The sequence below is a fragment of the Streptomyces oceani genome (assembly GCF_001751245.1).
GTDB lineage: Bacteria > Actinomycetota > Actinomycetes > Streptomycetales > Streptomycetaceae > Streptomyces > Streptomyces oceani.
The window spans coordinates 39,405-57,438 of sequence record NZ_LJGU01000116.1 but is presented as its reverse complement, the minus strand read 5'-3'; the positions used below and the strand labels follow the sequence as shown (position 1 = coordinate 57,438).

The following is an 18,034-nucleotide window of genomic DNA, read 5'->3' as shown; positions in this document are numbered from 1 at the left end:
GGAAGGAACACACATGCCCACGCGCATCACCGGCCACTTCACCTACGCCGACTGGCGGGAACACCCGGTCGGACCCCGGGAGTCGCGGGAGACGAACCCGAGTCTGGCCCACGCCTCGGTCACGAACTCCTTCTCCGGCGGTCTGGAGGCCGCCGAGACGACGTGCGAGTACACCATCGTCTACCGCACCGGTACGACCGGCACGTTCACCGGCATGCAACTGTTGGTCGGCCGGCTCGACGGGCTGGCGGGCAGCCTCGTCCTGGAGGAACGCGGCTCGTTCGACGAGCACGGCACGGTGCGCTGCACCTTCGAGGTGGTGGCTGGGACGGGCACCGGGGAGTTGACGGGGGTGCGCGGCAGCGGGAGCTTCACGGCCCAAAAGGGCGAGCGGTCCGTCCCATACGCCGTCGAGTACGAGCTGGTCGACCGGGACTGACGGCCGTACGGGCCGGACCGGAACCGGCGGAACGCTTCCTCAGCGCTCACTCCCCCGGAACCGCCGCCGGTCACCACCCGGCCGGGCCGGGGCGTCGGCCAGCCGTACCACCGGATCGGCCTCGCCCCCGTCCCGGCCCGCGACCACGGGCACGTCCGCCCGCGCCGCCTTCGCGCGGTACTGCGCCGCGTCCGCGAGCCGGAACAGCCGGCGGGCGGACCGTACCGGCCCGATGGGGTCGCCCGTCGAGGCGACCCCGCAGGCCACCCCCTCCCCCAGATCGAGTTCGGCCGCCCGCTCGCACAACCGGGTCACGCCGCGTACCACCGCGTCGGCGGACGGCCCCACCGCGAGCAGGCAGAACTCGTCGCCGCCCAGCCGGGCCGCGAGCGCGCCCGGCAGCATCGCGGCACACCGCGACAGCACCGCGCCGAAGCGTTCCAGCAGCCGGTCACCCGCCTCGTGCCCGTGCAGGTCGTTGACCCTTTTCAGCCCGTTGATGTCGCAAACCGCCAGGCTGATCACCTCGGACGTGGCCCGGTGCCGCTCCAGTGCCTCGTCCAGGCGGGCGTCCACCGCCCGGCGGTTGGCGAGGCCGGTGAGCGGATCGGTGAAGGCCAGCCGGCGCACCTCCTCCAGCCGCTCGTTCTGCGCGATGCCCGACGCGCTGATCGCGGCTAGCACGGAGGCGAAGTCCGCGTCCGTACGCCGCAGGGGTGGCGCGTCCGCCGCCCGCGCGACGTACAACTCGCCCCAGGCGCGACCCCGCAGCATGATCGGCGCGACGACGCAGCTCCCCCGCCCCCGGCGCCGCAGCGCGGCGACCCGCCCGGGGTGGGCGCCGTCGGCGGTCTCAAGCCACGCCCGCGGCCCGCCGTCGCCGCCCGCCCAGCGCTCGTGCAGGAACTCGGTGATCTCCGGGAAGTCGTGTACGGGATACGACTCGTCCGCCGGATACTCCGCCTCGCCCTCGGCCAGCTTCCCGACGTTGACCAGCACCCGCAGTCGGCCACGCGACCGCTCCCACACCGACACGGCCGCGAACGAACCGTCCATGGCGGCCAGCGCCCCGGCCGCGGCCGCGTGCGCGGCCTCCAACGGCGTGTGCGCGATGGCCATGGCCTGCGCCAGGCTGACCACCGCGCGCAGCCGGGCGTCCTCGTCCATAGCGCTCAGCGTAGAAGGGTTCGCCGGTGTCCGCTCCGGGAGCACGGCGTCTCCACGCCGCACGTCCGCCCCGGGAGCACGGCGTCACAGCCCGCTCAGGCTCCGGGCCACTCCGGCTTCCGCTTCTCGTTGAACGCCGCCACGCCCTCGGTCCGGTCGCCGGAGAAGGCGACGCTGCGCCAGGCGGCGTCCTCGATCTCCAGTCCGGCCCGCAGGTCGGTGCCCCAGCCGGTACGCAGCGCCCGCTTAGCCGCCCGCAGTCCGACCGGCGAGTTCGCGGCGATCCGGGCGCCGAGGGCGAGCGCGTCGACGCGGTCGTCACCGGCGTCCGCGATCTGGTCCACCAGCCCCAGGGCGTGTGCCTCCGCCGCCTCCACCCGACGCGCGGTGAAGATCAGCTCGGCCGCCCGCGCGGCTCCCACCCGACGCGGCAACAGCTGCGTACCGCCGCCGCCCGGCAGCACGCCGACCGAGACCTCGGGGAGTCCGACCACCGCGCTGGCGTCCGCGACGATGACGTCGCAGGACAGCGCGATCTCGAAGCCGCCGCCCAGGGCGAAGCCGTGCAGCGCGGCGATGGTGGGCATGGGCAGTTCGAGCACCCCCGCGTACGCGGCTCGGGTGTACGGGCGCTGCCGGCCCAACTCGGCGTCGGTGAGCGAGTTGCGCTCCTTGAGGTCGGCGCCCACGCAGAACGCCCGCTCGTGCGTCGACGTCAGCACCACCGCCCGTACGGCACGGTCCTCCGCCAGGTCCGCGCACGCCTCGCCGAGGCAGCGGGCCATCTCGGTGGAGATCGCGTTCATCGCGCTGGGGCGATCCAGCACCAGCTCCGCGACATGTGTCGACTCATCGAAGCGGACCTCGATCCACTCGCCGTACCGGCTCATCGCACGCACGCTCCTGTTAACGCTCGCTCACCCGGGCCCCGGCATCATCGCACCCCACGCCCACGCGTGGGTCGCCGGGAGCCAAACGTTCGCCGGCCGTACGCGGGCCCGGCCGGTGACCGGGTCAGTCGCGACGGCTCAGCAGCCACGGCTCGACGACGCCGAGCCCACGCACCGGGCGCTGGTACAGCGGCTGCAACGCGAACCGGTAGTCGGCCGAGTCCACGCTGTCCTTCTCGGACTCGGGGGCGGCGCCGGCGGCCGTGAGCTCCGCGCGGAAGGCACCGTCGACCAGCACCGTGTCCTTGGGGGCTATCGAGGTCAACCGGCTCGCCAGGTTCACGGTGCTGCCGAACACGTCGCCCATCCGGGAGGTCATCGTGCCGAACGCGATGCCGACCCGCAGCTCCGGCATCCGCTGCTCCTCGGCCATGGTCTCGATCAGCCGCAGGCCGATCTCCGCGGCGGTGGCCGCGTCCTCGGCGACGTACAGCACCTCGTCGCCCAGCGCCTTGATCAACCGGCCGCCGCGCCCGGCGACGACGTCCGCGGCCGTCGTCTCGAACTCCTCGACGAGTTCTCCCAGCGCGTCGTCCTCCAGCCGGCGGCTGAGCCGAGTGAACCCGACCAGGTCGGCGAAGCCGATCGCCTGCCGCCGGTTGACCATCTCCTCCTCGTCCGTCTGCATGACCCGACCGGCGGCCGCCGCCAGCTGTCGCCGCCAGACGTAGACCAGGAACTCCTCCAGTTCCGGAAGCAGCAGTTGGACCAGTGGGTACGTGACCTCGTTCCGCGTCATGCCCGGTTCCGGAGGGTCGGTGAGCCCCTCCAGGAAGGAGTCGATCTGCCAGTCCGCGAGCCGGGCCGTGGTCTGCCCGGTGGAACGCGCCACCTGCACCGCCATCGGCTCGCTCAACAGCCCGGCCTCCACCAGACCCGCCAGCCGGCGTAGCGCCAGTACGTCACCCTCGGTCAGCGCGCGTGCCTGCCCGACGTCGGCGAACCCCATGGCGCGCCAGAACCGGGAAGCCAGCTCCATCGGCACATCGGCCGCCCGCGCCGCCTGGAAGGGGGTGTACTGCCGGGGAGAGCCGAGGATCAGCTCCTCGATCCGGAGGGTGCTGGGATCGTCCTCCGGCGCGTCCTCATGGGCCTCGAAGGGTTCGGGAGCCGCTGGTCCACCGGGGGTGTCCGGCTCATCCACGGTCATTGCCCGCCCCTTGCCAGGTTCGGTCGCCCCTGTGCACTGCCCTTCCGTTCTCTTCCCTGACTGCCGTCGCCCACCCTACGGCAGGCGTGCGGCTGCTCACCGTCGCCTCGGCGGAACGGGTCGCACCCGATTCCCGCCCGGGGGCCATGACGGCCCGAGGTCCCGGGTTCTTGAGGTCTTGGATTCCCGAGGTCCCGAGGTCCCGAGGTCCCGAGCCCTCGGGGCCCAGGGGGCTCCCCGCCCCGTACGTCAGTCCGCCGCTCTCAGGTGCACGATGTCGCCTGCCCCGATCGGACGCTGCACGCCGTCGCCCGAGGCCAGCACCAGCCGCCCGTCGCCGTCTAGGGCGACCGCCTCACCGGTCAGCGACTCGTCGCCGGGCAGCTCCGCCCGTACGCGCCGGCCCAGCGTGGCGCATCCGGCCGCGTACGCCTCTTGCATCCCGCTGGCCGCGGGATCGCCGTGCGCGTGGTCCCACCGGGCGTACCAGTCCGCCAGCGCTCGCAACACCGCGCGCACCAACGGATCACGGTCGGTGCCGCGCGCCCCCGCGAGCGCTAGTGAACCGGCGCGGTCGACCGGCAGCTCCTCGGCGCGCAACGAGACGTTCAACCCGAAGCCGAGAACCACCCGCTCGGTGTCCACGCTCTCCGCGAGGATGCCGCCGATCTTGCGTTCCTCGCCGTCGATCTCGACCAACACGTCGTTGGGCCACTTGAGCGCGGTGTCCACGCCCGCGGCCCGGGCCAGCGCGGTGGCCACCGCCACACCGGCGAGCAGCGGGAGCCAGCCCCAGCGCTCGACGGGGGCGGCGGGAGCGAGGAGTACGGAACAGAAGATCCCGGAGCGGGCCGGCGCCGACCATCCCCGGTCCAACCGGCCCCGGCCGCTGCGCTGTTCCTCCGCGAGGAGCACCGTGCCCGGCTGAGCGTCGCCGGCGCGGGCACGGGACACCAGTTCGGTGTTGGTGGAGCCGACGCTCTGCACCACCTCCAGCGAGGTCCACAGCGTCGCGGCGGACTCGGCGGGTGCGGCGGGTGCGGCGGGTGCGGCGCCCCGCCGCACCAGGGCACGGCGCAGCGACATGGCGTTGAGCGGCGGACGGTCGAGGTCGGACCAGCGGTTGCCGGGGCTCTCGGCGGGCGGATTCGGAACCATGCTGAAAGCGTAAGTGCGCACGGGCACCCGTCGCGGACGGGCGGGAGTGTGGCCAACGCCGCAGCTTCGAGGCCCGCTCGCGCGGATACCCTACGAACCAGTAGCCCCCGATGAGGACCAGCAGTCCCGAAGCCGCCCCCGAAACGAGTAGGAGCCGCCGGCCGTGTCCGAGCAGGAGAGCAGCCCCGACATCCATACGACCGCGGGCAAGATCGCGGATTTCCAGCGGCGTACGGCCGAGGCCGTGCACGCCGGCTCCGAGCGCGCCGTGGAGAAGCAGCACGCCAAGGGCAAGCTCACCGCCCGCGAGCGGGTCGAGCTGCTCCTGGACGAGGGCTCGTTCACCGAACTCGACGAGTTCGCCCGGCACCGGTCGACCGCGTTCGGCATCGAGCGCAACCGGCCGTACGGCGACGGTGTGGTGACCGGCTACGGCACGGTGGACGGCCGTCCGGTCTGCGTGTACTCCCAGGACTTCACGATCTTCGGCGGCTCACTGGGCGAGGTCTACGGCGAGAAGATCGTCAAGGTGATGGACTTCGCGATGCGTACCGGCTGTCCGGTGATCGGCATCAACGACGGTGGCGGGGCCCGTATCCAGGAAGGGGTCACCGCGCTGGGCCTGTTCGCGGAGATCTTCCGGCGGAACGTGCACGCTTCCGGAGTGATCCCGCAGATCAGCCTCATCATGGGGCCGTGCGCAGGCGGCGCGGTCTACTCCCCGGCGATCACCGACTTCACGGTGATGGTGGACCAGAGCTCACACATGTTCATCACCGGACCGGACGTGATCAAGACCGTGACCGGCGAGGACGTCGGTTTCGAGGAGCTGGGCGGCGCCCGTACGCACAACACCACCTCCGGCGTGGCACATCACCTCGCGGGCGACGAGAAGGACGCCATCGACCATGTCAAGGCGCTGCTGTCCTACCTGCCCAGCAACAACCTCTCCGAGCCGCCCGTCTTCCCCGAGGAGGCGGACCTGGAGACCTCGGACGAGGACCGGGAGTTGGACACCCTGATCCCGGACTCGGCGAACCAGCCGTACGACATGCACAGCGCGATCGAACACGTGCTGGACGACTCCGAGTTCCTGGAGAACCAGCCGCTGTTCGCCCCCAACATCATCACCGGTTTCGGCCGGGTCGAGGGCCAGTCGGTCGGTGTGGTGGCCAACCAGCCGATGCAGCTGGCCGGTTGCCTGGACATCGACGCGAGCGAGAAGGCGGCGCGCTTCGTCCGCACCTGCGACGCGTACAACATCCCGGTGCTGACCTTCGTGGACGTGCCCGGCTTCCTGCCCGGCACGGACCAGGAGTACGACGGGATCATCCGGCGGGGCGCCAAGCTGATCTTCGCGTACGCGGAGGCCACCGTCCCGCTGATCACCGTGATCACTCGCAAGGCGTTCGGCGGCGCGTACGACGTCATGGGGTCCAAGCACCTCGGCGCGGACCTGAACTTCGCCTGGCCGACCGCCCAGATCGCCGTGATGGGCGCACAGGGCGCGGTGAACATCCTGCACCGCAAGCGGCTGGCCGACGCCGGTTCCCCGGAGCGTACGGAGGAGCTGCGGGCGGAGCTGACCCAGGAGTACGAGGACACCCTGCTGAATCCGTATGTCGCGGCTGAACGTGGGTATGTGGACGCCGTGATCATGCCGTCCGAGACCCGGCGCCACATCACCCGTGGGCTGCGCACGCTCCGCACCAAGCGGGCACAGCTGCCCCCGAAGAAGCACGGCAACATCCCGCTGTAGCGGGCCGCCAGTCGTCCCCGCAGAAAGGACGTCACCATGATCAAGGTCGTACGCGGCAATCCCACCCCCGAGGAACTCGCCGCCGCCCTCGCGGTCGTACGGGCCCGCGCGGTCTCGCCGCTCGAGGGGTCCGGGGGTCAGCCGCCCACGGAGTGGTCCGACCCCGCGCGCTCCGTCCCACACCGCGCACGACTGCCCCGGCCCGGCCCGCGCGCCTGGCGCACGGCCTACTGGCCCGGCTGAGCGGCGAACCGAACCGCGGCGGGCCGGGCCCGGCCCGTGGGACGGTGCGCCCGCCGTACGGATTTCGGTGGTCGCCTGAGTATCCGTACTCAGGCGACCACGTCGGTGAGGCGGCACCATCGGACGCATGCTCTGGTCCGATCCCCGTGACGAGCCGACGGAGGAGCTGCGGTCCGCCCAGGCGATGCTCCGTCGACTCGGCTGGCTGCTCGCCGTCGCGTTCGTGGCGGCACTGCTGCTGTCCGGCCTGCGCTGACGGCCCGCGCTGGCTGGCGGCGCTGACTGGCGACGTACGGGCGCCGGCGCGCGACCGCACGGGACGCGCGCTCATTACGATGACGGCATGCACTCCGAATCACACGCCACGGCCGGGCGTCCCGGTCAACCCGCGCGCCGCCTGGTGCTGGCCTCCAAGTCCCCCGCCCGCCTCGGGTTGTTGCGACAGGCCGGGCTGGCGCCGGACGTGATCGTCAGCGGCGTCGACGAGGACGCGCTGACCGCACCGGACCCCGAGGGCCTGGCGCTGGTGCTGGCGCGGGCCAAGGCAGCCGCGGTGGCCGGGCTGCCGGAGGCCTCCGGGGCGCTGGTCGTCGGCTGCGACTCGGTGCTGGACCTGGACGGCGAGGCGCTCGGAAAGCCCGCGGACGCGGAGGACGCCACGGCGCGCTGGAAGGCCATGCGGGGGCGTTCCGGGGTGCTCCGCACCGGCCACTGCGTGATCGACACGGCCACCGGCAGCCGTACGTCCGCCAGCGCGGGCACCGTCGTGCACTTCGGTGAGCCGACGGACACGGAGATCGCCGCCTACGTCGCGGCCGGCGAACCGCTGCACGTCGCGGGGGCGTTCACCCTCGACGGCCTGTCCGGGCCGTTCGTGGACGGCATCGAGGGTGATCACGGCAACGTGCTGGGGCTGTCCCTGCCGCTGCTACGCCGACTGTTGGGCGAGTTGGGCGTGCGGATCACGGACCTGTGGGCTTCGGCGTGACGGAGACGGGGCGGCCGGCCGCGTCTCCGCCGGAACCGGAACCACCCTGCCCGGCGGGGTCGTGCCCAGCGGGGCCCTGCCCACCAGGGCCGTGCCCGGGAGCGCTCCGCCCCTCCGTGCCGCCCCGTTCGCCGTACGCCACCAGGGACCACACCAGCAGCGCGAGCACCAGCATCATGAAGAGGAACGCGGTCCAGCCCACCAGGCCGACGGAGAACGCCCCGAGGAGCCCGTGCACGACCGCGGCGCTGATCAGCACGATGCGCAGAAAGTGCCGGGGCGGCCGATCGCGAATGGCCATGTGCAGCAACACCCCGGCGCACAACAGCAGATAGCCGCCGAACACGGCGCCGCCGACGACGGTGCCCACCGTCATGGAACGCGGTTCCAGGCCGGCCAGGGACATCTGCTGATCGTCCACGACCATGCTGAGGAAGAGGTGGATGAGCACCATCCCGACGGCTTCCACCAGCAGCACCAGTGCACCAACCACGGCTACGGGTCTGCGCGCCACCCCGCCCCACCTTCTTCTGTCGTCCTGACCGAGTACGTACACACAGCACGGCGAACGCTACTCACGGGTAAGGAAGGCGACAAGAGTCCGGTGACAAATCTCCGCGCCTCGTCTCGGAACGGCGGCTCCGGGTCAGGAGGGCCGACTAAAGAATGTGAAGCGCGTTCGTGGGAATCCCACAACCGAATGTCTCATCGGCGCAGCCTGTTCCAATCGTGTCCCTAAACCGTGACGCACCACGCCAGTAGTCCGCAAAACCCGGCGTACCGTGGAGAGACAAGGGACAACGGGGGCTCCACGGGCCCTTTCGGCTTGCTCCTGTGGGCAAGCTCACCCCGGTGTATACCTCGGCGTGAGGTGTCACCACTACCTAAACTCACCTTGTTTCGAGGAGGGAGTCATCGTGCGCAAGGTGCTCATCGCCAACCGTGGCGAGATCGCTGTCCGGGTAGCCCGTGCCTGCCGGGACGCCGGTCTCGCGAGCGTCGCCGTATACGCGGAACCGGACCGGGACGCGCTGCACGTCCGGACGGCCGACGAGGCGTACGCCCTGGGCGGTGACACCCCGGCCGCCAGCTACCTGGACGTCGGCAAGGTGCTGAACGCCGCCGCCGAGTCCGGCGCGGACGCCGTCCACCCCGGATACGGCTTCCTGTCCGAGAACGCCGAGTTCGCCCAGGCCGTACTGGACGCCGGCATCACCTGGATCGGCCCGCCGCCGCAGGCCATTCGCGACCTGGGCGACAAGGTCGCCGCCCGGCACATCGCCGAACGGGCCGGGGCGCCGCTCGTCGCGGGCACGAAGGACCCGGTGAGTGGTGCGGACGAGGTGGTGGAGTTCGCCCGCGAGCACGGGCTGCCGATCGCCGTGAAGGCGGCGTTCGGCGGCGGCGGTCGTGGCCTGAAGGTCGCCCGCGACCTGGACGAGGTGCCGGAGCTGTACGAGTCGGCGGTACGCGAGGCGGTGGCCGCGTTCGGGCGTGGCGAGTGCTTCGTGGAGCGCTACCTGGACCGGCCGCGACACGTGGAGACACAGTGCCTGGCCGACCAGCACGGCAACGTGGTGGTCGTCTCCACCCGGGACTGTTCGCTACAGCGTCGCCACCAGAAGCTCGTCGAGGAGGCGCCCGCGCCGTTCCTGACGGACGAGCAGAATGCCGAGCTGTACCGCGCGTCCAAGGCGATCCTGCGCGAGGCCGGCTACGTCGGCGCGGGCACCTGTGAGTTCCTGGTCGGCCAGGACGGCACGATCTCGTTCCTCGAGGTCAACACCCGGCTCCAGGTGGAGCATCCGGTCACGGAGGAGGTCACCGGCATCGACCTGGTCCGCGAGATGTTCCGGATCGCCTCCGGTGGCACGCTCGACTACCCGGACCCGGCGGTGCGTGGCCACTCCTTCGAGTTCCGGATCAACGGCGAGGACCCGGGCCGCAACTTCCTGCCCGCGCCCGGCACGGTCACCGTCTTCGACCCGCCCGCCGGCCCCGGAGTACGGCTTGACGCGGGGGTGGAGAGCGGCAGCGTCATCGGGCCGGCCTGGGACTCGCTGCTGGCCAAGCTGATCGTCACCGGTGCCTCCCGGGAACAGGCGCTGCAGCGGGCGAGCCGCGCGCTCGCGGAGTTCCGCGTGGAGGGGATGGCGACGGCGATCCCGTTCCACCGCACCGTGGTGACCGACCCGGCGTTCATCGCCGACCCGTTCACCGTGCACACCCGCTGGATCGAGACCGAGTTCGTCAACTCGATCCCGCCGTTCGCCGCCCCCGGCGCCGAGGAGGAGGCGGGCGAGGACGGCGCGCGTGAGGTGGTGGTCGTCGAGGTGGGCGGCAAGCGACTCGAGGTGTCGCTGCCCTCCACGCTGGGCGTCGCCAGCGCGCCGGCGGCGAACTCCGGTAGCAAGAAGCCCAAGCGGAAGAGCAACCGGAAGGGCGGTTCCGCGGTCTCCGGGGACGCCCTGGCCTCGCCGATGCAGGGCACCATCGTGAAGATCGCGGCGGCGGAGGGGCAGCAGGTCGAGGAGGGCGAACTCGTCGTCGTGCTGGAGGCGATGAAGATGGAGCAGCCGATCAACGCCCATCGCGCCGGCACCGTCAAGGGGCTCACCGCCGAGGTCGGGGCCTCGCTCTCGGCAGGCTCGGTGATCTGCGAGATCAAGGACTGATCCGCGGCGGACGACCGTACGCACGGCCCGGCGCGCGAGGTGGCGTCACCACTCGCGCTCCGGGCCGACGCGTGCGCGGGGGCGGGCGTGGGCGTGGCCAGCCGTCAGCCGTCAGCCGTCAGCCGTTGACGAACGCCAAGGCGGCCGCGTCGTACCGCTCGCCGGCGACCTTTCCCGGTGCCGCCAGCTCGGCCAGCTCCGCCAGCTCCTCCGCGGAGAGTTCGATGTCCAGCGCCGCCAGGTTCTCCTCCAGGTACGCGAGCCGGCGGGTGCCCGGGATCGGCACCACGTCCGCACCCTGGTGCTGTACCCAGGCCAGCGCCAACTGTCCTGCGGTGACGCCGCGTTCGGTGGCCAGCTCGGTCAACCTCCGCGCGATGGCGAGGTTCCGGTCCAGGTTCCCCTCGGCGAACCGCGGGTTCGCCCGGCGCGCGTCGTCCTCCGACAGGTCGGCCATCGAGGTGTACCGCCCCGTCAGGAAGCCACGGCCGAGCGGTGAGAACGGCACCAGGCCCACGCCCAGTTCGCGGCAGGCCGCCGCGATCCCGTCCTCCAGGTCCCGGGTCCACAGCGACCACTCGCTCTGTAGTGCCGCGATCGGGTGTACGGCGTGCGCGCGCCGCACCGTCTCCGCGCTCGCCTCGGACAACCCCAGGTGACGTACCTTGCCGGCCGTCACCAGCTCCGCCATCGCACCGACCGTCTCCTCGATCGGTACCCGTCGATCCACCCGGTGCTGGTAGTACAGATCGATGTGGTCCACCCCGAGCCGGCGCAACGACGCCTCGCACGCCTGCCGTACGTACTCGGGGTCGCCGCGGATCTCGGTGGGCTCGCCGAGTTGGTTCGCGAAACCGAACTTCGTCGCCAGCACCGCGTCGGCACGGCGCACGGCGACGGCGCGTCCGATCAGTTCCTCGTTGTGCCCGGCGCCGTAGAAGTCCGAGCTGTCCAGCAGGGTCACGCCCCTGTCCAGCGCATGGTTGATGGTCTCGATCGACTGCCGGTCGTCCGAGGCGCCGTAGGCGTGGGACATCCCCATGCAGCCCAGGCCCTGTGCCGAGACGGCCAGTTCGCCGAGCTGGCGAGTGGCGGGAGTGGTCATCGTGCTCCTCCGGGCAGGTACGCACGCGGCCGGATACCGCGCACGCCCACGACCGTAGGAGCTCGAGTGCCCTACGAGGCAACCGATTTATGAGCGAGTCACCCGACCCGGCGCGTACGTGTCCCCGTGTCCGGCGGGTCCACACGCCAGCCCGCACCTCACCAGCATGCCAACCGCACGTCAGCGGTACGCCTCCGGCAACGCCGAGGACTGCTGCCCGCCCCGCGTCCCGGGCCCGGGCGGGACTCCCGGCCCGGCCTGCCCGCGCGACGGCGGCCTGGCACGCCGCTGGCCGGGCAACGGCTCCCGGCGCGCCCCGGCCGGGCCGGGAGCCGTCCCGGTAACCGGACCGGAGGCGGCGACCGAGCCGCCGGTGCCGTGCCCGGACGCCGCACCGCCGTGCCCCGGCGTACGCCCGGAGGTGCCGTACTCCGCCAGGGAACCGCCCGCGCCCGGCTCAGCGCCGGCGACCGCTATCTGCACGCCCTGATCGGCCAGCGCCTGCAACTCACGCGCCGCCCGACCGTCGCCCATCGGCGGTTCGTCCGTCACCAGCCGCGCCATCGTGTCCGTGGGCACGGTCTGGAACATGGTGTCCGTGCCGAGCTTCGTGTGGTCCGCGAGGACGACGACCTCCGAGGCCGCCTGTACGAGCGCCCGGTCGATGCTGGCGGAGAGCATGTTGGAGGTGGACAGGCCACGCTCCGCGGTGAGGCCCGTGCCGGACAGGAAGGCGCGGGAGACCCGCAGTCCCTGCAGGGACTGCTCCGCGCCGCTCCCCACCAGGGCGTAGTTGGAGCCGCGCAGGGTGCCGCCGGTCATCACGACCTCCACCCGGTTGGCGTGCGCGAGCGCCTGCGCGACCAGCAGCGAGTTGGTGACGACGGTCAGCCCGGCGACCCGCGCCAGCCGCCGGGCCAGCTCCTGGGTGGTCGTACCCGCGCCGACCACCACCGCCTCTCCCTCCCCCACCAGACCGGCGGCGAGGTCAGCGATGGCCGTCTTCTCGGCGGGCGCGGACAGGGCCTTCTGTGGAAAGCCCGACTCTCTGGCGAAACCTCCCGGGAGCACCGCCCCTCCGTGCCGACGGTCCAGCAGACCCTCGGCCTCCAGGGCGCGTACGTCACGGCGTACGGTCACCTCGGAGGTCTGCACGACTCGGGCCAGCTCACGGAGCGACACGGCTCCGTTCGCCCGGACCATTTCCAGGATCGATTGGCGACGTTCTGCAGCGAACACGAGACTGACCGTAATGCCGAGGAGGACCGATTTCAGCTCCTTCTGGCAATTTTCGGAAGTTGCATCTGTGATCGGTCGCGAAGTGGTATAGGGCGTCCCGCGGTTAGGCCAGGGGAGCAGCGGACGGGTTCACCGCTCCTCGGCTTCCTTCTGGGTGTGCAGCTGCCGTGCCGCCTCGGCGATGGAGCCGGTGAGCGAGGGATAGACCGTGAACGCCTTCGCGATCTGCTCGACCGTGAGGTTGTTGTCCACCGCGATCGAGAACGGGTGGATCAACTCGCTGGCCCGTGGCGCGACCACCACGCCACCGACGATGATGCCCGTGCCGGGCCGGCAGAGCAGCTTCACGAAGCCGTCCCGGATGCCCTGCATCTTCGCGCGCGGGTTGCGCAGCAGCGGCAGCTTCACCACCCGGGCGTCTATCCGGCCCTCGTCCACGTCGGCCTGGGAGTAGCCGACGGTGGCGATCTCCGGGTCGGTGAAGATGTTCGCCGAGACCGTCTTCAGACTCAGTGGCGCGACCGTCTCGCCCAGGAAGTGGTACATCGCGATCCGCCCCTGCGTCGCCGCCACCGAGGCGAGCGCGAGCACGCCCGTGCAGTCACCGGCGGCGTAGATCCCCGGGGCGGACGTACGGGAGACCTTGTCGGTCCGGATGTGCCCTGAGTCCAGCAGGTGCACCCCGGCCTCCTCCAGACCCATGTCCCGGGTGTTGGGCACCGCGCCGACCGCCACCAGGCAGTGGCTGCCGGTGATCGTGCGGCCGTCGCTGAGCGTCACCTCGACATGGTCGTCCACCCGACGGGCGGAGGCCGCGCGGGAGCGGGCCATGACGTTCATGCCGCGCCGCCGGAAGACGTCCTCCAGCACCGCCGCGGCGTCCGGGTCCTCGCCCGGCAGCACCCGGTCCCGCGAGGAGACCAACGTGACCTGCGAGCCCAGCGCCTGGTACGCGCCGGCGAACTCCGCGCCGGTGACGCCGGACCCGACCACGATCAGGTCCTCCGGCAACTCCTCCAGGTCGTAGAGCTGGGTCCAGTTGAGGATGCGCTCGCCGTCCGGCCGCGCGTCCGGGATCTCCCGCGGGTGACCACCCGTGGCGACCAGCACGGCGTCCGCGGTCAGCCGCTCCTCCGGCTCGTCGGCGCCGGCGTCCCCGGACCGTACGATCACCTCGCGCGAGCCGTCCGGCGCGTGTTCCGGCGCCACCCGGGCACGCCCCACGAGCACCCGCGCGCCCGCCCTGGTGACGGACGCCGCGATGTCGTGCGACTGGGCGGCGGCGAGCCGCTTGACCCGGCGGTTGACCTTCCCCGCGTCCACCCCGACCACCCGGGCGTCCTGCTCTATGGGCGGGGTGTCGTCCTCGATACGGATGCCCAACTCGGCATGTGAGGAGTCGAAGTTCGTCATCACCTCGGCCGTCGCGATCAGCGTCTTCGAGGGCACGCAGTCGGTCAGCACCGACGCGCCGCCCAACCCGTCGCAGTCCACGACCGTCACGTCCGCCCCGAGCTGCGCGGCGACCAGCGCCGCCTCGTATCCGCCGGGCCCGCCACCGATGATCACGATCCGATTCACGCTCCCAGTGTCTCGTACCGACGCCGTGTCCCGGCGCCCACCCCCGGCGGGGCTCCTGACGGAGCGGCGGGGCCCGTAGGGCTGAGAGCGTCCGGGGCGTTCCCGTTACCCTCAACCTCATGTCGCTCTTCGCCGCGTACGCCGGCACCCTCGACGCGCGGCTGATGTCCCGCCGCGCTCCGCACTCGCCGCTGCGCGGCACCGGCTGGCTGGACGGCTGGCGGCTGACCTTCGGCGGCGAGCACATGGGCTGGGAGGGCGCCCTGGCGACGGTGGTGGAGGCGCCACGCTCGCAGGTCTTCGTGGCGCTCTACGACATCGCGCCGATGGACGAGGACGCCATGGACCGCTGGGAGGGCGTCGGGCTGGACATATACCGCCGGATGCGGGTGCGTGTGCACACCCTGGACGGTGACGAGCCCGCCTGGTGCTACGTCCTGAACGGCTACGAGGGCGGGCTGCCCTCGGCCCGCTACCTCGGCGAGATCGCCGAGGCCGCCGAGTCCGCGGGGGCACCGCACGACTACGTGATGGAACTGCGCAAGCGGCCCTGCTGATGGCCGTCGGCTCTGATGGCCATCGGCTCGCCGCCCCCGCACGCCCGCGTGCGTCCGGCGGTGCCCGCGTGCGTCCGGGCGCCGGAGAAGACGAATCCGCCGCTTTCGCGCTCCTTTTACGAACCCCTTCTACGCGCGTAGGCCATTACGGGCTACCCTCGTGCGCGTGAATGCTTCCTCCGCTCCGGAAACCGTCGACGGCCCATCCGCCCCCGCCTCCACCGCCGAGGACGCCGCCGCCCGGCTGCGCGAACTCACCGGCGTGGACAGCCACGACGTCGCGCTCGTCATGGGCTCCGGCTGGGTACCGGCCGCGGACGCGCTCGGCCAGCCCGAACACCAACTCCAGGTCACCGAGCTGCCCGGTTTCCCGCAGCCCGCCGTGGCCGGACACTCCGGGAAGATCCGCAGCTGCCGGATCGGTGACAAGAACGCGCTCGTCTTCCTCGGCCGCACCCACTACTACGAGGGGCACGGTGTCGGCCCGGTCGCCCACGGCGTCCGTACGGCCGTCGCCGCCGGCTGCAAGACGGTCATCCTCACCAACGGCTGCGGCGGCCTCCGTGACGGCATGCGGGCCGGCCAACCGGTACTCATCCGGGACCACATCAACCTCACCGCCACCTCCCCCATAGTCGGCGCCCACTTCGTCGACCTCACCAACCTGTACTCGCCCCGGCTGCGCGCGCTCTGCCAGGAGATCGACAGCACCCTGGAAGAGGGCGTGTACGCACAGGTCACCGGGCCGCACTACGAGACACCCGCGGAGATCGGGATGCTCCGGACCATGGGCGCCGACCTGGTCGGCATGTCCACCGTCCTGGAGGCCATCGCCGCGCGGGAGGCCGGCGCGGAGGTGCTGGGGGTCTCCCTGGTCACCAACCTCGCGGCCGGCATGACCGGCGAACCCCTCAACCACGAGGAGGTCCTACAGGCCGGTCGGGACTCCGCCAGCCGGATGGGTTCGCTGCTCGCACGGGTACTCGACCGGATCTGAGCGGGGAGACCTCCCAGGGCCAGGCCCCCGGAACCGAGACCAGGCCCCTAGGACCGAGACGCAGGCCCAGGCCCCGGGACCCCGCCCACGAGCGTCCCGCACGACGGACCCGCGTCCCGTACCTGGCCTCCCGTAGGAACCCTCCCGTACGAGGGCCCGCCTCCCGTACGGGTCACGCGTCCGTAGTCCGCCCATCCCGTACGGGGCACGGTCCCGCCCGCACCCCGTACGCCCGCGCGCCCGAGAGGCAGGAACCCGTGCACCGCGACCCCATCGAGCAGGCACACGCCTGGTTGGCCGAGGACCCCGACCCGGAAACCCGCGAGGAACTGCGCCAACTGCTCGACACCGCCCCCGAGTCGCTGGCCGACCGCTTCGCCGGCACCCTCCAGTTCGGCACGGCGGGCCTGCGCGGCGAACTGGGCGCGGGGCCGATGCGGATGAACCGGAGCGTCGTCATCCGCGCGGCGGCCGGGCTGGCGGCGTACCTGCGTACGGAGGAGTACGCCGGCGGCGGGCCGGCGGCGGCCGAGCCAGCGGGACCAGCAGCACCAGCGGGTCTCGTCGTGATCGGGTACGACGCCCGGTACAAGAGCGCCGAGTTCGCCCGCGACACCGCCGCCGTGCTGACCGGCGCCGGGCTACGGGCGGCGCTGCTGCCGCGCCCGCTACCCACGCCGGTGCTGGCCTTCGCCATACGTCACCTGGACGCGGTCGCCGGGATCATGGTCACCGCCAGCCACAACCCACCCGGGGACAACGGCTACAAGGTCTACCTCGGCGACGGCTCCCAGCTCGTCCCGCCCCATGACACGCGGATCGCCGCCGAGATCGCCGCGGTCGGCCCACTCACCGGGGTACCCCGACCGGAGGAGGGCTGGACCACCCTGGACGAGGACGTGGTGGACGCCTACCTGGCCCGCGCCGGCGGCGTGTTGACCGAGGGCTCGCCCCGCGGGATCCGGGTGGTGCACACGGCCCTGCACGGGGTGGGCGGCCGTACGCTGCGCGAGGCGTTCGTGCGCGCCGGCTTCCCGGCACCCGTGCCGGTCACCGAACAGGCCGAGCCGGACCCGGACTTCCCCACCGTCGCCTTTCCCAACCCAGAGGAACCAGGCGCGATGGATCTCGCCTTCGCCACCGCGCGCGCCCTGGAGCCGGCGCCCGACCTGGTGATCGCGAACGACCCGGACGCCGACCGCTGCGCCGTCGCCGTGCCCCTATCCAACGGACCCGACGGACCCGACGGACCCGACCCCGGGCCGGACCCCGGAGCCGGCTGGCGCATGCTGCGCGGTGACGAGGTGGGCGCGCTTCTCGCGACCCACCTCGTGCACCGGCATGCCCGTGGCACCTTCGCCACGACCATCGTGTCCTCCGCGCTCCTCGCCCGGATCGCCGTCGCGGCCGGGCTTCCGTACGAGGAGACGCTGACCGGCTTCAAGTGGCTGGCCCGGGTGGACGGGCTGCGCTACGCCTACGAGGAGGCACTCGGCTACTGCGTCGACCCGGCGGGCGTACGCGACAAGGACGGCATCACCGCGGCCCTGCTCGTCGCGGAACTCGCGGCCGAGCTGCGGGAGTCCGGCCGTACGCTCACCGACCTGCTGGACGACCTGGCGGTGGAGCACGGGTTGCACGCGACGGACCAACTGTCAGTGCGGGTCACGGAGCTGTCCGCGCTCGGCACGGTCATGGCACGGCTGCGGGACCGGCCGCCCCGACGACTGGCCGACCTACCGGTCACCGCCACCGAGGACCTGACCGCCGGCACCGCGGTGAGCGCGGTCAGCGGCACGCCGCTGCCGCCCACGGACGGCCTGCGGTACGTCCTGGCCGACGGGACGGCTCGCGTGGTGGTGCGGCCGAGTGGCACCGAGCCGAAGCTGAAGTGCTACCTGGAGGTGGTGGTTCCGGTCTCGGACGCGAGCGCGCTGCCCGCCGCGCGTACGCAGGCCCGGGAGGTCCTGGCGCGGCTGGCCGCGGAGTTGGCCGAGGCCGCGGGGATCTGAGCGCGTCTGACGCG

The 18,034-nt window shown here is 72.2% G+C and carries 17 protein-coding genes; 9 read left to right on the top strand and 8 right to left on the bottom strand.

All coding sequences use genetic code 11. The features are described from left to right. Positions 1-13: 13 nt before the first annotated feature. Positions 14-439 carry a DUF3224 domain-containing protein gene (locus AN216_RS10400; protein ID WP_070196360.1) on the top strand — a complete coding sequence of 142 codons (426 nt, stop codon included), beginning with the start codon at positions 14-16 and terminating at the stop codon, positions 437-439. Between the two features lie 39 nt (positions 440-478). Here AN216_RS10400 and AN216_RS10395 read toward each other — a convergent pair whose 3' ends face one another. The 4 genes from AN216_RS10395 to AN216_RS10380 all read right to left on the bottom strand — a co-directional run bounded on the left by AN216_RS10395 (position 479) and on the right by AN216_RS10380 (position 4,864). Then, the gene (locus tag AN216_RS10395) at positions 479-1,606 is read right to left on the bottom strand and encodes a GGDEF domain-containing protein (RefSeq protein ID WP_070196359.1); all 1,128 of its coding nucleotides are present in this window, start codon (positions 1,604-1,606) and stop codon (positions 479-481) included. Between the two features lie 95 nt (positions 1,607-1,701). Beyond that, complete coding sequence (locus AN216_RS10390) at positions 1,702-2,496, bottom strand: enoyl-CoA hydratase/isomerase family protein (RefSeq protein ID WP_070196358.1); 795 nt, start codon at positions 2,494-2,496, stop codon at positions 1,702-1,704. 124 nt (positions 2,497-2,620) lie between these two features. Further along, positions 2,621-3,706, bottom strand: coding sequence for an adenylate/guanylate cyclase domain-containing protein (locus AN216_RS10385; RefSeq protein WP_070196357.1), 1,086 nt, complete (start codon positions 3,704-3,706; stop codon positions 2,621-2,623). A gap of 249 nt (positions 3,707-3,955) precedes the next feature. After that, positions 3,956-4,864 carry a biotin--[acetyl-CoA-carboxylase] ligase gene (locus AN216_RS10380; RefSeq protein ID WP_070196356.1) on the bottom strand — a complete coding sequence of 303 codons (909 nt, stop codon included), beginning with the start codon at positions 4,862-4,864 and terminating at the stop codon, positions 3,956-3,958. A 163-nt stretch (positions 4,865-5,027) separates the two neighbouring features. Between AN216_RS10380 and AN216_RS10375 the strand changes: the two genes are divergently transcribed. The 4 genes from AN216_RS10375 to AN216_RS10365 all read left to right on the top strand — a co-directional run bounded on the left by AN216_RS10375 (position 5,028) and on the right by AN216_RS10365 (position 7,854). Further along, positions 5,028-6,623: an acyl-CoA carboxylase subunit beta gene (locus tag AN216_RS10375; protein ID WP_070196355.1), complete on the top strand. Its 1,596-nt coding sequence runs from the start codon at positions 5,028-5,030 to the stop codon at positions 6,621-6,623. A 36-nt stretch (positions 6,624-6,659) separates the two neighbouring features. Continuing rightward, positions 6,660-6,866: an acyl-CoA carboxylase epsilon subunit gene (locus tag AN216_RS10370; protein WP_070196354.1), complete on the top strand. Its 207-nt coding sequence runs from the start codon at positions 6,660-6,662 to the stop codon at positions 6,864-6,866. Between the two features lie 127 nt (positions 6,867-6,993). Further along, positions 6,994-7,122 carry a morphogenic membrane protein MmpB gene (mmpB, locus tag AN216_RS30660; protein ID WP_275522220.1) on the top strand — a complete coding sequence of 43 codons (129 nt, stop codon included), beginning with the start codon at positions 6,994-6,996 and terminating at the stop codon, positions 7,120-7,122. An 87-nt stretch (positions 7,123-7,209) separates the two neighbouring features. Further along, a complete protein-coding gene (locus AN216_RS10365; RefSeq protein WP_070196353.1) occupies positions 7,210-7,854 on the top strand; it encodes a Maf family protein in 645 nt (214 codons plus the stop codon). Here AN216_RS10365 and AN216_RS10360 read toward each other — a convergent pair. Next, positions 7,829-8,368, bottom strand: coding sequence for a hypothetical protein (locus tag AN216_RS10360; RefSeq protein ID WP_070196352.1), 540 nt, complete (start codon positions 8,366-8,368; stop codon positions 7,829-7,831). The genes AN216_RS10365 and AN216_RS10360 overlap by 26 nt on opposite strands. 403 nt (positions 8,369-8,771) lie before the next feature. Here AN216_RS10360 and AN216_RS10355 point away from each other — a divergent pair, with 403 nt between their 5' ends. Continuing rightward, positions 8,772-10,529: an acetyl/propionyl/methylcrotonyl-CoA carboxylase subunit alpha gene (locus tag AN216_RS10355; RefSeq protein ID WP_070196351.1), complete on the top strand. Its 1,758-nt coding sequence runs from the start codon at positions 8,772-8,774 to the stop codon at positions 10,527-10,529. 118 nt (positions 10,530-10,647) lie between these two features. Here the strand turns inward: AN216_RS10355 and AN216_RS10350 are convergent, their stop codons facing one another. The 3 genes from AN216_RS10350 to AN216_RS10340 form a co-directional block, all read right to left on the bottom strand. Continuing rightward, complete coding sequence (locus AN216_RS10350) at positions 10,648-11,634, bottom strand: aldo/keto reductase (RefSeq protein WP_070196350.1); 987 nt, start codon at positions 11,632-11,634, stop codon at positions 10,648-10,650. Positions 11,635-11,814: 180 nt separating this feature from the next. Continuing rightward, positions 11,815-12,837: a DeoR/GlpR family DNA-binding transcription regulator gene (locus tag AN216_RS10345; protein ID WP_070196349.1), complete on the bottom strand. Its 1,023-nt coding sequence runs from the start codon at positions 12,835-12,837 to the stop codon at positions 11,815-11,817. 165 nt (positions 12,838-13,002) lie between these two features. Continuing rightward, positions 13,003-14,454: an NAD(P)H-quinone dehydrogenase gene (locus AN216_RS10340; RefSeq protein WP_070196348.1), complete on the bottom strand. Its 1,452-nt coding sequence runs from the start codon at positions 14,452-14,454 to the stop codon at positions 13,003-13,005. 119 nt (positions 14,455-14,573) lie between these two features. Here AN216_RS10340 and AN216_RS10335 point away from each other — a divergent pair, with 119 nt between their 5' ends. The 3 genes from AN216_RS10335 (at position 14,574) to AN216_RS10325 (ending at position 18,020) form a co-directional block, all read left to right on the top strand. Beyond that, complete coding sequence (locus tag AN216_RS10335; protein ID WP_070196347.1) at positions 14,574-15,011, top strand: gamma-glutamylcyclotransferase family protein; 438 nt, start codon at positions 14,574-14,576, stop codon at positions 15,009-15,011. 166 nt (positions 15,012-15,177) lie between these two features. Beyond that, the gene (locus tag AN216_RS10330; protein ID WP_070196346.1) at positions 15,178-16,008 is read left to right on the top strand and encodes a purine-nucleoside phosphorylase; all 831 of its coding nucleotides are present in this window, start codon (positions 15,178-15,180) and stop codon (positions 16,006-16,008) included. Positions 16,009-16,265: 257 nt separating this feature from the next. After that, positions 16,266-18,020, top strand: a complete 1,755-nt coding sequence (locus AN216_RS10325) for a phospho-sugar mutase (protein ID WP_070196345.1) — start codon at positions 16,266-16,268, stop codon at positions 18,018-18,020. The last annotated feature ends 14 nt before the right edge of the window (positions 18,021-18,034 follow it).

Bases quoted from the DNA above. Each gene is read 5' to 3' on its own strand.
- AN216_RS10335 (WP_070196347.1), top strand. From the start codon at position 14,574: ATGTCGCTCTTCGCCGCGTACGCCGGCACCCTCGACGCGCGGCTGATG.
- AN216_RS10370 (WP_070196354.1), top strand. From the start codon at position 6,660: ATGATCAAGGTCGTACGCGGCAATCCCACCCCCGAGGAACTCGCCGCC.
- mmpB (WP_275522220.1), top strand. From the start codon at position 6,994: ATGCTCTGGTCCGATCCCCGTGACGAGCCGACGGAGGAGCTGCGGTCC.
- AN216_RS10390 (WP_070196358.1), bottom strand. From the start codon at position 2,496: ATGAGCCGGTACGGCGAGTGGATCGAGGTCCGCTTCGATGAGTCGACA.
- AN216_RS10400 (WP_070196360.1), top strand. From the start codon at position 14: ATGCCCACGCGCATCACCGGCCACTTCACCTACGCCGACTGGCGGGAA.
- AN216_RS10350 (WP_070196350.1), bottom strand. From the start codon at position 11,634: ATGACCACTCCCGCCACTCGCCAGCTCGGCGAACTGGCCGTCTCGGCA.
- AN216_RS10365 (WP_070196353.1), top strand. From the start codon at position 7,210: ATGCACTCCGAATCACACGCCACGGCCGGGCGTCCCGGTCAACCCGCG.
- AN216_RS10345 (WP_070196349.1), bottom strand. From the start codon at position 12,837: ATGGTCCGGGCGAACGGAGCCGTGTCGCTCCGTGAGCTGGCCCGAGTC.
- AN216_RS10380 (WP_070196356.1), bottom strand. From the start codon at position 4,864: ATGGTTCCGAATCCGCCCGCCGAGAGCCCCGGCAACCGCTGGTCCGAC.
- AN216_RS10395 (WP_070196359.1), bottom strand. From the start codon at position 1,606: ATGGACGAGGACGCCCGGCTGCGCGCGGTGGTCAGCCTGGCGCAGGCC.
- AN216_RS10385 (WP_070196357.1), bottom strand. From the start codon at position 3,706: ATGACCGTGGATGAGCCGGACACCCCCGGTGGACCAGCGGCTCCCGAA.